A 12,787-nucleotide genomic window follows, 5' to 3' on the forward strand; every position below is an offset into this window, starting at 1 on the left:
TCTCATTCAAAGCACGTAATGCATGATCGCCACAAAGTGCAGCAGGCTGCCGCCGATCACAAACAGATGCCAGATCCCATGGGAATGCCGCAGGCGGTCCTCCAGGGCAAAGAAAATGATGCCCACGGTGTACAACACCCCGCCCGCCGCCAGCCAGGTAAACCCCGCCGTCCCCAGCGCGGCGATCAGCGGCTTGACTGCCACCAGCACGATCCAACCCATCACCGCATAAATCACAATGGACAGGATGCGCGCCTCAGAGCGCGGCTTGATCTCTTGCAGGATGCCAATCACCGCCAGCCCCCACACGAGGCCGAACAGCGTCCAGCCCCACGGGCCGCGCAGGGTCACCAGGCAAAACGGCGTGTAGCTGCCGGCGATCAACAGGTAGATCGAAAAGTGATCGACCTTCTGCATGATCTCTTTTCGCCGACCTTGCACGCTGTGGTACACGGTCGACGCGCTGTACAGCACCATCAACGTAAAGCCGTAAATCGCCACGCTGACGATCTTCCAGGGGCTGCCGTCCAGGCTCGCCACCACCAACATCCACACGGCGCCAATACACGCCGCGACTGCACCGAGCAAATGGCTCCAGGCGTTGAATCGTTCCCCGTGGTACATGTGTCACCGACCTCCTGTAACCGTTAACAGCTGGCGGCAAGCCTCCCGCCTTGGGCATAAGAGTGCAAGCGTCGCATGACGTTCCGGCGACGCCGCGCGGTTTTGCGGGCACAATCGACGGCATTCGAACAAGAGCCCACGGCCATGCTGATCGACGAAGAATTCACCCTCAAAAAGCTGGAAATCTTCCTGGCGTTCATGCGCACCGGCAACCTGGCCCGTGCCGCTGCCGAACTGCAAACCAGCAATGTCAGCGTGCACCGCGCCATCCACTCGCTGGAAAATGCACTGCGCTGCCCGCTGTTCAAACACGAGGGCCGCAACCTCACCCCGCTGGAAAGCGCCTACGTCCTCGAAGAGCGCGCACAGAAACTGGTGGCCGATGTGGTCGACAGCGTGCGCCTGACCCGCGAAGCCGCCGGTTTCTCGGCCGAGCGCTTCAAGTTGGGCTCGCTGTATTCGCTGACGGTCAAGACCGTGCCGCAACTGATCATGGGCCTGAAGATTCGTCGCAGCGAGCTCAATATCGACCTGATCCTGGGCTCCAACTTCGACCTGCTCTACAAGCTCAAGAACATGGAAGTGGACGCGATCCTGATCTCCCTCGATGAACAGGCCAACGACCCCGACTGCGAGCAGATCGCGCTGTTCTCCGACGACATCTTCCTCGCCACTCCGGCGGATTCACCTTTCGACCGTGATCACGAAATCGACCTGGCCGACGTGCGCGACGCGACCTTCATCACCCTCACCCAAGGCTTCGCCACCCACCAGGATGGCAACCGAGTGTTCAAGCAAGCGGGGTTCGAGCCGAAGGTGGCGATGCAGGTCAATGACATCTTCACACTGTTGAGCATGGTCAGCTCAGGCGTGGGCTATGCGTTGTTGCCGGGACGGATTGCGGCGGTGTATGAAAACCGCGTGAAGCTGATACCGCTGCAAGCCAGGTATCGGTTGCAGCAGCAGATCGGCGTGGTGTTTCTGAAGGCCAAGGAACGTGACCCAAATTTGCTGGCATTGTTGGCGGAGTGTCGGATGTACGCCAATCGGCAGGCTTGAGATAGCCATCGGGGGCAAGCCCCCTCCCACACTTGAATGTGTTCGCAATTCAAAATGTGGGAGGGGGCTTGCCCCCGATGAGGCCCAACCAGACAACACAACTTCCAAAGCTAGCCAACCAACCCACGCACAATGAAGTACAGCAGCGAAGGCCCAAGCAAACACCCAAGTCCGGTGTGGAACGTGGCCGTCAATGCACCATAAGGCACCAACCGTCGGTCCGTTGCCGCCAGCCCAGCCGTCACGCCGCTCACGGTGCCGGCCAAGCCACCAAACACCATCGCCGAACGCGGGTTATCCAAGCCCATCCAACGCGCCGCCACCGGTGTACCGACCATCACCAGGATCGCCTTGATCAACCCGGTCGCGATGGACAGCGCCATCACATCCGAGGTCGCGCCAATCGCCGCACCGGTCACCGGGCCGACGATGTAGGTCACGGCACCCGCGCCGATGGTGGTCATGCTGATCGCGTCGCGATAGCCAAACACCCAGGCCATGCTGGCGCCGACGATAAACGGCAGGATCGTGCCCAGCAGCAGCGCAATCACACCGATCATCCCGGCCTTGCGCGCTTCGGTGGCTTGCACCTCAAACGCCGTGGCAACGATGGCGAAGTCGCGCAGCATCGCGCCGCCCATGAGGCCGATACCGGAGAACAGCGCCAGGTCCGCCAGGCCTTTTTGCCCGCCGGTAATGGTGCCGCCGACCCAGGCCAGGATCAGGCCGATGACGATGGCAATCGCCGAGCCATGGATACGCCCGAACGTCAGGCGCTTGGACAGCACCACAGAAATCCACATCACCACGCCAACAAAGGCAAACGCGGTGATTAGGCCGTTATGTTCCAAACCTTTTTCGATGAGATCCCACATATCAGCGACCTCCCGCAGGCACGATCAACGGCTCTTCGGCGGGCAGAGGCGCGCCCTTGTGGGTACGGCTGATCAAGGCAATGGTGCAACCACAGACCACCACCGAACCAATGGCCGCCAGCACCGCGACCGGGCCGCCGTGCAAGGCGGTCACGACGTTTTGTTGCGCGGCCATCGCCACCACCACAGGGATATACATCGCGCCCCAAAAGCCGACGCCCATCTCGCATTCCTTGGTCATGCCGCCGCGTTTTTGCATCCACAGGCGGGCGCAGATCAGCAGGATCATGGCGATGCCCACCCCGCCCACGTTGGATTTGACGCCAAGCAACACGCCGAGCATGTCGCCCATGATCACACCTGCAAGCGTGCAGATCGCCAGCAATGCCACACCGTAAATAATCATTATTGTTGTCCTCGAAGTGCTCGATCGAAATTGTTGTTTTTGTGATTCGACAGCCTTGGGTAGTGCTTTATCGGTGGCGGCGCTCCTCCTCTTCCAGCAGGGCCTGCAAGGTATCCAGGCGTGCGCCTTCACAGGCGATCACCGTGCCTTGTTCGAACACGCGGCGTGACAGGCCGGTGAGCACGGCGCCCGGGGGCAGTTCGATTTGCAGGCGCACGCCGCGCTCATAGGCGCTTTGCACGGTGCCGCGCCAGTCGACAACGCGGCACATGTTGAAGGCCAGGTCGTCGCAAAGGTGTTCGGGGTTGTGGATCGGCCGCGCGCGGGTGCTGCTCAGGTAGGTGATGCGCGGCGCCTTGAGCGGGACAAACGCCTGGGCCAGGGCCTCGGCCGGTTGCTCCAGCAGCGCGCAATGGGACGGCACACTGACGGCCAGGCGCTTGGCGATGCCGTTGCCCTTGATGCGCGCGGCAACACGCTTCATGGCCTCGTCGCTGCCGGCGATCACGCTCTGGTTATCGGCGTTGATATTGGCCAGGTATACCGGGGTTTCGGGGCTGTGGATGTCGGCGAGGATGTTTTCGACGGTGGATAACTCCACGCCGATGATCGCAGTCATGCCGTAGCCGTGTGGATAAGCGCTTTGCATCAGTTGGCCGCGCAGGCTCACAAGCTTTACCGCATCGGGAAAATCCAGGGCACCAGCGATGACCGCAGCCGGATAGGCACCGATGGACAGGCCCGCCACGTAATCCGGGGTGCGATCCAACAGACGGGCGTGGGCAACGCCGGCAATCAACAGGCACAGCTGCACGGCGCGGGTACTGGCCAGGGCTTGCGCGGAATCGAGCAGGCGCGCGTCTTCGCCCAGGGCATCGCTGGCTTCGGCCAGGATGTCGGCAGGCAGCGCCTGGAGCATGCCCGTGCGCTGGGCGCCCTGCCCCGGAAACACCAGCAGGCTGCTCATGCCACATCCTGCCAGGGGTCGATTACAAGGTGCGCACCGCTGGTGGTTTTGAGTAATACGCGGCGGGATGGCCCGGCCCACTCGCGCAAAGCGACGGCGCCGAACGGGGTTTGTATTTGCAGGTCTACGCTACACACCGCCTTATCCAGTCGTTCCAGAAGAGCCCGCGCGTCATTGCGATCCAGCGGCTCAGGCGCGCGCAGGATCAAATCCAGATCACTCTCAGCATGCAGCGCCTCAATGCCGGTCGCCAACTCAAAACCCGCACTGCCGCTGACGCCCCAGCTTGTCTGGGCCAGCACCGGGCGCAACTGCTGCAATGCCTGCAACGCAGGTAAATCCCGCGTCGAGATCACGGCGCGCAACGCCTCCGGCACCACACGCCGACGCACCGCTGCAATCGGCATCACGGCGGCAAAACGCTGTTCGCGCAAACGTCCACGCACGCCGACCGCCACCTGGCCCGGCTTGGCGAGCGCGCGACGCACCACTACCGGGTGACCGGCGCTGATCGCGTCCACCGCCCAGGCCGGTGCGTCGATGGGCAGATGCGCCGGGCTCATGCCCCAGAGCAGGTCGTGCGCGTTCACCATTGCTCCCGCAACAACTCGCGCACGTGGCTGGAAGCGGTGCGATTAGTGGCGCCGAGGCGTCCGCTCAAATCGGGTGTGCCAATGTCCTTGATTGCACTCACCAGACATTCACTGACCCGCACCACATCGTCCGCTGTCGGTTGTTCAATCTGGCTCACCGACAAGGTCTCCCACAGCAATCCGAGGCTGGCATAGCTGTCGATGTCATAGGCCATGGGCGGCACGCTGGCGGCCAGGGCTTCCAGCTCTTCGACACTGCGCAGGGTCACCCGCGCAGCCGAGGCCTTGCCCATGGCGTGCACCATCACACCAGGATCGCGCAAGGCGATCAGGCGGTTGGCTTGGTAACCGTGGGCCAGGAACGCACCGGACATGGCCTTGCCCACCAGCAGCGCAATCACCGGGTGGCCGGCGAGGCGAGCGCGGGCATAGCTGTCGGCGGCAGCGGCCAGGGCCTGATGGATGCCGAGGGCCTCTTCGCGACGGCCGTAGGCTTGGCTGGGCACATCGACGATGGCGATGATCGGGCGCTTGTCGCCGCGGGCGATGGCTTCATCGACGGCCTTGGCCAGGCCCCAGCCTTCGAGCAGGCCGACTTCGCCATTGCGCGCCCGAGGGAAGCGGTTTTGCGCGTCAGTCACCACGGCGACAAAGCGCACCTCTTGCTCACCCAATACACCGTCGGCAACCCTCAGCGACGCGGGCAAACCGTCTACAGGTGGAGCGCCGGCGCTCAATGCGTTGAACCACTGCAAACCTCTCATGAGCGTTCTCCTTGATACAGCTCGCGCACCGTCGCCGGGTCGATTTGCGGTACAGCGTCCAGCTCGGCCAAGCGTGTGAGGTAATAATCAGCCTGGCGACTGCGTTGTTGGGCGGGCACGCCTTGCTGCAGCAACGCGCTGACCGTCTGTTGGATCTGCGCCACATCGTCGGCCACGTAACGGTCGGCCAGGCCACTGTTAAAGCGCTGCTCGCCACCCGTGAGGCTCCAGATAAAGGGACGGTCGCGGGAGTCGTATTCTTCCAACCCGGCTTCCTGTTCGATCACCTGCGGACCATTGAGGCCCAGGCGCGCTTCGCGGGTCACGACGAGGTAGCTGCACAGCCCGGCCGCGATGGACATGCCGCCGAAACAGCCAACGCTGCCCGCCACCACGCCGATCACCGGCTGGTACTGGCGCAGGTCGACAATCGCCGCGTGTATATCAGCAATTGCGGCCAGGCCGAGGTTGGCTTCCTGCAAGCGCACGCCGCCGGTTTCCAGGAGCAGCACCGCGCGGGTCGGGATGCCCTTGCGGTTGTCCTCAGCTGCCAACTCCAGGGCGCCAGCGATTTTCGCACCGCCCACTTCACCGAGGCTGCCGCCCTGGAAGTTGCCCTCAATGGCTGCAATCACCACAGGCAAGTCGCCGATGCTGCCCTTGGCGATCACCACCCCGTCATCGGCCTGGGGCACCACACCTTGGCGGCTGAGCCAGGGCGACATGATCCGCTGGAACGGGTCGATCAGTTCGCGAAAGGTGCCGGCATCCAACAAGGCCTTGGCCCGCTGCCGCGCACCCAGTTCCACGAAGCTGTGTTTAGCGAGCAAGTCAGTCATGGCCGATCTCCTCGAAACCCTGCTCCAGGCGCAAACGCACCACGCCGGGGGTGGCGCCGAAATCATGAATATCAATGTTCAGGGCGGGTGGCGTCTGCTCTTGGAAGATGCGTTCGAACAGGTGCTGCCAGCGTTGTTCGGCGCCATTCACCGAGGTCTGTACCTGAATGGTCAACGTGCCGGCCGTGCCCGGTTCCAGCAGCACTTCCAGGTCGCCCGAGCCGACGCAACCCACCAGCGCACGGCCTTTTGGCGGCTGCCCGGCGGGGAATTCAAAGGATAAGGTTTCCATCACAACGCTCCGTCGAGGCGGTCGATAAACAGGCAGGCGGCCAACAGGTCGGCGGCGCCACCGGGGGAGGCATTCAGGGCCAGCAGTTGGTGGTCCAGCTCATGCAGTTGGCGGCGCCCGGCGAGGCTTGCGCTGCCGCCGGCGTCGAGCACGGCCTGGGCGCCGCGCTGCATGGCATGCAGGCCTTCCAGGCCGGCGCGATAGAGCACGCAGGTGTCGGCCAGATCGGTCATGATCGCGAGCAAGGCGTCCAGGCGTGCGTTCTGTTCGCCGGCGTTTTGGCGGCGACTTTTGTGCAGTTGCGGCAGGCCGCGCTGCATCACCGAGGGGAAGCCAAACTGCGCTTCTTCACGGGCACCGCGCGCGCCGTAGCGTTGCGCGACCTGGGCGCCGTGGCTCAGTGGCTGTGGGGCGTAGCGGTCGTTGAGCAGGGCTAATCTGGCCGCGTTCAGCGTTATAGCGCGGGGCTCCAAGGCTGCCGCAGCAGTGAGCAAGCCGAGCGCCCAGATCGCGCCGCGATGGGTATTCACACCCTGAGTGGTGGTGAGCATCGCTTGCTCACCCTCACGGCCAATACGACCGAGGGCTTCGCGCAGAGGCAAGCCGACCTCACCGATTTCAATCGCCGCTTCGGCCATTTCCTTGAACATCGGCCATAACGACAGCGCCGAGGCGTGCATCAGCCCCAAGTGCAAATCACTGTGGGCGCCGTTGCCGCGACGGTCCACCAGGGCGGGTTTAGGCGACAGGTCCGCTTCATCGATCAGCGCATCGACGGCCATATCCGCCAGGCGATCCGCAAGACTGAGTTCATGCAGTTTGAGAGCGCGCATTTACCAGCTCCTGAATTTGGCGGGCGGGTTGTACAGGCCACCGGACCACTCCACCAGGTCGGCCACGCTCTTGGCGGCCAACAGCTCGCGGGTGGCGTCGGTGCGGCGGATGCCCAAGTCTTCGGGCAAGGCGATCAGGCCTTCGCGACGCATGCGTGCGGTGTCTTTCGGGTTATGGCGCATGCCGATGGCGGTCACCCCGGCGACGGCGGCGATCATCGCCTGGCGTTCTTCCAGGGAGCGCGCCTTGTACAGGTAGGCGATGCCTTCTTCGGTGAGCAGGTGGGTGACGTCGTCACCGTAAATCATGATCGGCGCCAGGGGCATGCCGCTTTTGCGTGCCACTTCCACGGCGTCGAGGGTGTCGACGAAGGTGGGTTTGCCGCCTTCCTGGAAGGTCTCGACCATCTGCACCACGAGCTTTTTGCCACGTTCCAGCAGCGCGACCGGCGCATCGTCGTGGCGCATATCCAGCCACGCCGGGGTGCCATGGCGGCGACCGCGCGGGTCGTGGCCCATGTTCGGCGCCCCTCCGAAACCGGCGAGGCGGCCACGGGTAACGGTGCTGGAATGGCCGTCGCCGTCGACTTGCAGGGTGGCGCCGATAAACAGGTCCACTGCGTACTGGCCGGCCAATTGGCAGAACATGCGGTTGGAGCGCATCGAACCGTCGCGGCCGGTGAAGAACACATCCGGGCGGGCGGCGATGTAGTTCTCCATGCCCAGTTCGGTGCCAAAGCAATGCACGCTTTCGACCCAACCGCTTTCAATCGCGGGGATCAGCGTGGGGTGCGGGTTGAGGGTCCAGTTGCGGCAGATCTTGCCCTTAAGTCCCAGGGATTCGCCGTAGGTGGGCAGGATCAATTCGATGGCGGCGGTGTTGAAACCGATGCCATGGTTGAGCGATTGCACATTGTGTTTTTCGTAGATGCCACGGATCGCCATCATCGCCATCAACACATGCACCGGTTTGATATGGCGCGGGTCGCGGGTGAACAGCGGCTCGATGTAGAACGGCTTGTCGGCCACCACCACAAAATCCACCCAACTGGCAGGAATGTCGACGCGAGGCAAATCGGTGACCTCATCCACCAACTGGTTGACCTGCACGATCACGATGCCATCGCTGAACGCGGCGGGTTCGATAAGCGCCGGAGTGTCTTCGGTGCTGGCGCCGGTGTAGATATTGCCGGCGCGGTCGGCCATGAAACCGGCGGAGAGCACCACGTTGGGGATCAGGTCCACCACCAGCCGTGCATAGAGTTCGATGTAGGTGTGGATCGCGCCGATTTCCAGCAGGCCGTCTTCCAGCAACTGGCTGATGCGCAGGGATTGGGTGCCGGCGAAGGAGAAATCCAGCTTGCGGGCGATGCCCTTTTCAAACAGGTCCAGGTGCTCGGACCGCCCGACACTGGGCATGATCATGTGCAAATCGTGAAGCTTGGCCGGGTCGGCCTTGGCCAGCGAGCGCGAGAGGAAGTCGGCTTGCTTCTGGTTGTTGCCTTCCAGCACCACGCGGTCGCCGGGGAGGATCAGCGCCTCAAGCGCCTCGACAATCTTGTCGCTGGGCAGCACCGCGCCGTCTGCGTACTTTTTGACCAGCCCGAGCCGCCGCTGCTTCTCGTCGCGCCGCCGCGTCCAGCGCGAGTCGGGGGTTATTGTTGTTGTCATGGTCGCTCCACGAGGTTAGCTGTCGTGAGGCTTACCTTAGGAGTGAATCCGGGAGCCATCAATCAAGCTTAGCGATTGATCGTTACGGTTAGAGTAATGAAACATCAGCAAACACTGACCTGAGCCCAAAGAAGATCAACATGTGGGAGGGGGCTTGCTCCCGATGGCGGTGGGTCAGCTAAGTGATGTTTCAACTGACACTCAGCCATCGGGGGCAAGCCCCCTCCCACATTTGCTCACTGGTGTCTGTGAGAATGCGGTCCCAAAAAGGGACTGATCAGTCCCTGCTTGGGACCTTTTCCAGCGAAGGGCTGACCTGTTCCAGCGCCCGATCCACCAACAACTGCCCCAACTCGGCCATTTGCTGGATCCCGAGCAAGATGGCGCGCTGGGAAGTGTCCAGGTCGAAGGCCAGGTTGCAGGTGAGTGCGTTGAGGGAGGACAGGGTTTCGCTGGCGTTGAACAGCAGGGTTTCGGTGTTTTGGTGGGGGTTTACGGTGAAGAGGTTTGCGGGAGGATTGGGGGTAGGTTTGACCATGATTTACAACGCCGATATGTGATGGAGGCTGCGCTCTTTCGCTTGCACGCGAATTAAGGTGGCAGCGGTGCGCCGGTGTGCAAGACCGGGCATATCGGACCCCGGCAGACCCCGAAGGATCTCCCACGCACAGCCGCCATAACAAATACAGCAGGCATAAAAAACACCCATTGAATGGCTATGGGCGTTGGTGCGCCGAAGACTAGGCGCGCGGACTGCACGCGACAAGTTCATGCACGGCCCAAAATCGTGCAGGAAAAATCCGAAGCCAGCAGGCCTACAACCTCATGTCGATGCTCACAGCCCCCAAAGCTTCAAGCGGGTAGCTGCGGTACTCATAAACCTCCCCACGGACAATGAGGTGGATGACTCCATCCACCTGGTTCACTTGCACATCAGGCTCTTTGGTTTTTAGAAATGGATGTGCCGAGACCAGTGACGTGAGTATTTCGTGATCATTACGCAGGTCCTTATGCACGTAGTACCTGTAGGAAAAGCCCACCGTCGCGCCGCCCTGCCCGTCACGCGCACCATAAATTGAGCTGCCATTGCCCAAGGAGTGCTTCAAAACCACTTCGTCCAGGTCAGGCGTACCGGATGAAATGATCCAATTGCCCCCGATGTATATCAGGCAGGCCACCAGAAGACAGTTACGCAGGACCGGCAAGAGCCCCTTAGTAGCCCTGAGAAATTGCATACTCAATCCCCCTCTTTATCCAATATTGATCTCGGGGATCATCGCCAAAAGGGTCACCGCCCCACCATGATCCAAACTCCGGCTTGGTGGTTTTTGCGAATGTTTGAGCGACGCCGGCTGCCCGCAACAGAACATGCTCGGGAATGCCGAGTACCGTACCTGTAGCACCATAATTGAAATTACCAAAAGCTTCGTACTGACGCCCTCGCTTCTTGTAGTTCCATGGACCGGCTGCACGAACCTGGGAATAAAACCACGAATAGGCGAATGCCGAACCGGGCTTGAGATGAGTGCCCTTGCACTTGGCTGTCGCCATGTTTTCAAGTATTGAAACACCAGGCGGCATTAACGGTACGATCATTTTCGGGGCCTTGGTGGCAGTGAGGAGCGTAGAACTTAGCCACCGCGCTCAGGCCTGGAAACCCGATAAATCCAAATGCAGAACTCGCCGACAATAACCGCACTCCATTCCTACAAGATGTTCAGGTTGTTGCTCGGAACCTGTCTCTCTAGCCTTTTTTCGTCCAAGCCCACCACGGGCGACCATCGTGAATCCGAACTCTAAACCCAATCTGCGTATGCATAACCCACCTCACCCAGGCGAAATTCTGCTTGAGGATGTAGTCCCGGCCCTCGGTATTGCTATCACCGAAATGGCCAGGCGCCTTGGCTTCGCCCGCGATACTTTTTCAAGGATCTTGCATGGCCACGCCCCCGTAAGCCCGGACCTTGCCGTCCGGTTGGAGCGAGTCGGCGTAAGTACTGCGCAGTTATGGTTATCGATGCAAAGCGCCTACGACTTGTGGCAGGCCGAGCATCGGGAGCAGCCGATGCTTGAGCCGTTTGCGCGGATTGATTAAGGAAAAATCCGACCGGACGCTCAACGTGCCATGACGTTAACCACCACATGCAAAATGAACGCAGGCCCGTAACAAGGTTTCCCCTGCTCATCCTCGATTCTCCAGACTGAAGCCACCGTACAAGTCTCCCTGGGTGCTGCAAATTCCACACTGATATGCACCGGCTGGCCCGGCAGCGTATCGGCAATCGGGAGCTCGCTGTGCAGGCTGCGCAGATGAATATCCATCACTACCTCCAACTGGCCTTGTGGATCTGCGCGGCGGGCAATAACGTATTCCCCATCAACACGCACCAGTCGTCGCCCGCGCCAGGGTCGTGTGCCCAGGTTCTGAATCTCCCAGGTTTTCTGAAAAACTTCCCCCGGCAACACGACGGTTTGATCAGGCGTCGTGACATCGGCATTGAACACCGCAACGTCCTCCGGATCATCAATACCTGCAGCCCGATTGGTGGTAGCCATTGAGCACGCATTACCGGGCGCACCTGTCAGGTCAGCGAAGTAGCGAAACAGCAGCAAGGGAGAAACCTGCAATGCCTTCGCCAGCTTGATCAGCGTGCGCACCGACGGGTCCCTGGAAGCTCCAGCCGATAGACCGTACAGGTAGGTTCTGGAAATTCCCGCCTCCTTGGCCAGCGCAGTCAGGGGCTTGCCCAACTCTCGGCTGCGCCGTGCAACCAGCGACCTGAGGGTATCTCGCGTTCTTATATTCATACGAAGTTTGCGGTTCCCATTTTTAGGTGAACGTCATTTCTTTGTCCGCCAAAAAAGACAACCTGTCCGCCGCCACGTGTCTTGAACCATGCACACTCGCCGCCTGCTGGCGAAGTTGTGAAGGACATGGATGGGGCCCTTTTAGTCAGTCATATCCAGTGTCGTAGTTTCTCGCCTGCTTGCGAACCCAGTGTTTGTTGCATTCCTTTACATCTACCTTTGGATATAGCCATGAACCACATCAAAGCGTGCTGTAAATCCGTTGCTCAAACAGGCTTTGGCACCCTGCAAATATCAGAAGCGATGCTGCTGGATTACAAAAAAATCGTTGAGGGATACTCCGCAATATCGCCAGCCACCAAGGCCTCGTTTTCCTTCGCGAAAGACACCGATGGATTTTTCCCCTTTGGCGCTGAGTACTCGAGCCTTGAGGATCAGCCAGACCTGTGTGAGCGATTTTGTTACTGGCCTGCGCATTCATCAAAACGAAGAGCGTTTGAATTCACACGAAGTGAATTTTTTGCCGCCGTTAATGCTTTTGAACAACAGATCAGCGAGCTTGCCCAAGAATTGATGGACGGAATTTGCGCGGAGTTTGGAGCCACTTCGTTGAACTCTTTGCGTGCAACGTCCTATCTGCAACTGTGTGTCTATGGAGCTAATTCCGGGTCGGGTCAGCGCCAGTTTGCTCAGGACCCTCATGAGGATGGTCATCTGTTGTCATTTATCAAGCCGACTCGTGATGGCCTCGTCCTGGTTCGAGGCAGCTCGCTGGAGCCGGTACGCCTCTTGGAGAACGAGGTTGCAATCTTGGCCGGATCGTTACTGACTGACCTCTCAGACTATGCAATTCCCGCTGCATACCACGCGGTTCTGACTCCTCGGAGACCAATGCCACGCAGCTCTCTCATTTACTTCGTCAACCCTGATGCAGAGCAGGAACTGAGAGGCTTTTTCCGCCACCAGCCGATCGACTTGAAAAGCGCCGCCAACGCGCGCCATACCGGTTTCGGTAATCAACCCCTTCAATTGAACTGATACCCAGGCGGTCGAGCA

17 protein-coding genes are annotated in these 12,787 nt (G+C 60.7%); 3 read left to right on the forward strand and 14 right to left on the reverse strand.

The features are described from left to right. Window positions 1-6: 6 nt before the first annotated feature. Window positions 7-624, reverse strand: coding sequence for a PAQR family membrane homeostasis protein TrhA (gene trhA, locus ACEN2T_RS23835; RefSeq protein WP_442117675.1), 618 nt, complete (start codon window positions 622-624; stop codon window positions 7-9). A 144-nt stretch (window positions 625-768) separates the two neighbouring features. Here trhA and ACEN2T_RS23840 point away from each other — a divergent pair, with 144 nt between their 5' ends. After that, the gene (locus ACEN2T_RS23840) at window positions 769-1,683 is read left to right on the forward strand and encodes a LysR family transcriptional regulator (protein WP_032884099.1); all 915 of its coding nucleotides are present in this window, start codon (window positions 769-771) and stop codon (window positions 1,681-1,683) included. 110 nt (window positions 1,684-1,793) lie between these two features. Here the strand turns inward: ACEN2T_RS23840 and madM are convergent, their stop codons facing one another. From madM to ACEN2T_RS23900, 12 genes are all read right to left on the reverse strand, one after another. After that, the gene (gene madM / locus ACEN2T_RS23845) at window positions 1,794-2,558 is read right to left on the reverse strand and encodes a malonate transporter subunit MadM (RefSeq protein ID WP_032884101.1); all 765 of its coding nucleotides are present in this window, start codon (window positions 2,556-2,558) and stop codon (window positions 1,794-1,796) included. Window position 2,559: 1 nt separating this feature from the next. Then, on the reverse strand, window positions 2,560-2,964 hold the full coding sequence (madL, locus tag ACEN2T_RS23850) for a malonate transporter subunit MadL (protein WP_442117676.1): 405 nt from the start codon (window positions 2,962-2,964) through the stop codon (window positions 2,560-2,562). 67 nt (window positions 2,965-3,031) lie between these two features. Continuing rightward, window positions 3,032-3,931 carry a malonate decarboxylase subunit epsilon gene (gene mdcH, locus ACEN2T_RS23855; RefSeq protein WP_442117677.1) on the reverse strand — a complete coding sequence of 300 codons (900 nt, stop codon included), beginning with the start codon at window positions 3,929-3,931 and terminating at the stop codon, window positions 3,032-3,034. Continuing rightward, window positions 3,928-4,524, reverse strand: a complete 597-nt coding sequence (locus tag ACEN2T_RS23860) for a malonate decarboxylase holo-ACP synthase (RefSeq protein ID WP_442117678.1) — start codon at window positions 4,522-4,524, stop codon at window positions 3,928-3,930. The genes mdcH and ACEN2T_RS23860 overlap by 4 nt, the downstream gene beginning before the upstream one ends. Next, on the reverse strand, window positions 4,518-5,288 hold the full coding sequence (gene mdcE, locus ACEN2T_RS23865) for a biotin-independent malonate decarboxylase subunit gamma (protein ID WP_401382941.1): 771 nt from the start codon (window positions 5,286-5,288) through the stop codon (window positions 4,518-4,520). The genes ACEN2T_RS23860 and mdcE overlap by 7 nt, the downstream gene beginning before the upstream one ends. Continuing rightward, window positions 5,285-6,127, reverse strand: a complete 843-nt coding sequence (locus ACEN2T_RS23870) for a biotin-independent malonate decarboxylase subunit beta (protein WP_339482669.1) — start codon at window positions 6,125-6,127, stop codon at window positions 5,285-5,287. The genes mdcE and ACEN2T_RS23870 overlap by 4 nt, the downstream gene beginning before the upstream one ends. Then, window positions 6,120-6,419, reverse strand: coding sequence for a malonate decarboxylase subunit delta (locus ACEN2T_RS23875; RefSeq protein ID WP_032884109.1), 300 nt, complete (start codon window positions 6,417-6,419; stop codon window positions 6,120-6,122). The genes ACEN2T_RS23870 and ACEN2T_RS23875 overlap by 8 nt, the downstream gene beginning before the upstream one ends. Next, window positions 6,419-7,252, reverse strand: coding sequence for a triphosphoribosyl-dephospho-CoA synthase (locus ACEN2T_RS23880; RefSeq protein ID WP_442117679.1), 834 nt, complete (start codon window positions 7,250-7,252; stop codon window positions 6,419-6,421). Before ACEN2T_RS23880 ends, ACEN2T_RS23875 begins: the two co-directional genes overlap by 1 nt. Beyond that, window positions 7,253-8,923, reverse strand: a complete 1,671-nt coding sequence (gene mdcA / locus ACEN2T_RS23885) for a malonate decarboxylase subunit alpha (protein WP_442117680.1) — start codon at window positions 8,921-8,923, stop codon at window positions 7,253-7,255. A 277-nt stretch (window positions 8,924-9,200) separates the two neighbouring features. Beyond that, window positions 9,201-9,461 carry a DUF6124 family protein gene (locus ACEN2T_RS23890; protein ID WP_099601687.1) on the reverse strand — a complete coding sequence of 87 codons (261 nt, stop codon included), beginning with the start codon at window positions 9,459-9,461 and terminating at the stop codon, window positions 9,201-9,203. Window positions 9,462-9,738: 277 nt separating this feature from the next. Beyond that, a complete protein-coding gene (locus tag ACEN2T_RS23895) occupies window positions 9,739-10,158 on the reverse strand; it encodes a hypothetical protein (protein ID WP_442117681.1) in 420 nt (139 codons plus the stop codon). Next, window positions 10,136-10,519: a polymorphic toxin type 44 domain-containing protein gene (locus tag ACEN2T_RS23900; protein WP_233896912.1), complete on the reverse strand. Its 384-nt coding sequence runs from the start codon at window positions 10,517-10,519 to the stop codon at window positions 10,136-10,138. The genes ACEN2T_RS23895 and ACEN2T_RS23900 overlap by 23 nt, the downstream gene beginning before the upstream one ends. Window positions 10,520-10,730: 211 nt before the next feature. Between ACEN2T_RS23900 and ACEN2T_RS23905 the strand changes: the two genes are divergently transcribed. Beyond that, window positions 10,731-11,018: a HigA family addiction module antitoxin gene (locus ACEN2T_RS23905; RefSeq protein WP_032884516.1), complete on the forward strand. Its 288-nt coding sequence runs from the start codon at window positions 10,731-10,733 to the stop codon at window positions 11,016-11,018. A 20-nt stretch (window positions 11,019-11,038) separates the two neighbouring features. On the opposite strand, the gene ACEN2T_RS23910 is transcribed toward ACEN2T_RS23905, so the two are convergent. Next, the gene (locus ACEN2T_RS23910) at window positions 11,039-11,731 is read right to left on the reverse strand and encodes an NBR1-Ig-like domain-containing protein (protein ID WP_032884114.1); all 693 of its coding nucleotides are present in this window, start codon (window positions 11,729-11,731) and stop codon (window positions 11,039-11,041) included. Window positions 11,732-11,962: 231 nt separating this feature from the next. Here ACEN2T_RS23910 and ACEN2T_RS23915 point away from each other — a divergent pair, with 231 nt between their 5' ends. After that, entirely contained in the window at window positions 11,963-12,769 is an 807-nt protein-coding gene (locus ACEN2T_RS23915) for a 2OG-Fe(II) oxygenase family protein (RefSeq protein WP_122763929.1), read from the forward strand. The last annotated feature ends 18 nt before the right edge of the window (window positions 12,770-12,787 follow it).

Source organism: Pseudomonas sp. W22_MBD1_FP4 (assembly GCF_052113765.1).
In the GTDB taxonomy this organism is placed as follows: Bacteria; Pseudomonadota; Gammaproteobacteria; order Pseudomonadales; family Pseudomonadaceae; genus Aquipseudomonas; species Aquipseudomonas sivasensis.

Excerpts from the sequence above, each read along its gene's own strand:
- trhA (WP_442117675.1), bottom strand. The coding sequence starts at position 624 with ATGTACCACGGGGAACGATTCAACGCCTGGAGCCATTTGCTCGGTGCA.
- ACEN2T_RS23840 (WP_032884099.1), top strand. The coding sequence starts at position 769 with ATGCTGATCGACGAAGAATTCACCCTCAAAAAGCTGGAAATCTTCCTG.
- madM (WP_032884101.1), bottom strand. The coding sequence starts at position 2,558 with ATGTGGGATCTCATCGAAAAAGGTTTGGAACATAACGGCCTAATCACC.
- madL (WP_442117676.1), bottom strand. The coding sequence starts at position 2,964 with ATGATTATTTACGGTGTGGCATTGCTGGCGATCTGCACGCTTGCAGGT.
- mdcH (WP_442117677.1), bottom strand. The coding sequence starts at position 3,931 with ATGAGCAGCCTGCTGGTGTTTCCGGGGCAGGGCGCCCAGCGCACGGGC.
- ACEN2T_RS23860 (WP_442117678.1), bottom strand. The coding sequence starts at position 4,524 with ATGGTGAACGCGCACGACCTGCTCTGGGGCATGAGCCCGGCGCATCTG.
- mdcE (WP_401382941.1), bottom strand. The coding sequence starts at position 5,288 with ATGAGAGGTTTGCAGTGGTTCAACGCATTGAGCGCCGGCGCTCCACCT.
- ACEN2T_RS23870 (WP_339482669.1), bottom strand. The coding sequence starts at position 6,127 with ATGACTGACTTGCTCGCTAAACACAGCTTCGTGGAACTGGGTGCGCGG.
- ACEN2T_RS23875 (WP_032884109.1), bottom strand. The coding sequence starts at position 6,419 with ATGGAAACCTTATCCTTTGAATTCCCCGCCGGGCAGCCGCCAAAAGGC.
- ACEN2T_RS23880 (WP_442117679.1), bottom strand. The coding sequence starts at position 7,252 with ATGCGCGCTCTCAAACTGCATGAACTCAGTCTTGCGGATCGCCTGGCG.
- mdcA (WP_442117680.1), bottom strand. The coding sequence starts at position 8,923 with ATGACAACAACAATAACCCCCGACTCGCGCTGGACGCGGCGGCGCGAC.
- ACEN2T_RS23890 (WP_099601687.1), bottom strand. The coding sequence starts at position 9,461 with ATGGTCAAACCTACCCCCAATCCTCCCGCAAACCTCTTCACCGTAAAC.
- ACEN2T_RS23895 (WP_442117681.1), bottom strand. The coding sequence starts at position 10,158 with ATGCAATTTCTCAGGGCTACTAAGGGGCTCTTGCCGGTCCTGCGTAAC.
- ACEN2T_RS23900 (WP_233896912.1), bottom strand. The coding sequence starts at position 10,519 with ATGATCGTACCGTTAATGCCGCCTGGTGTTTCAATACTTGAAAACATG.
- ACEN2T_RS23910 (WP_032884114.1), bottom strand. The coding sequence starts at position 11,731 with ATGAATATAAGAACGCGAGATACCCTCAGGTCGCTGGTTGCACGGCGC.
- ACEN2T_RS23915 (WP_122763929.1), top strand. The coding sequence starts at position 11,963 with ATGAACCACATCAAAGCGTGCTGTAAATCCGTTGCTCAAACAGGCTTT.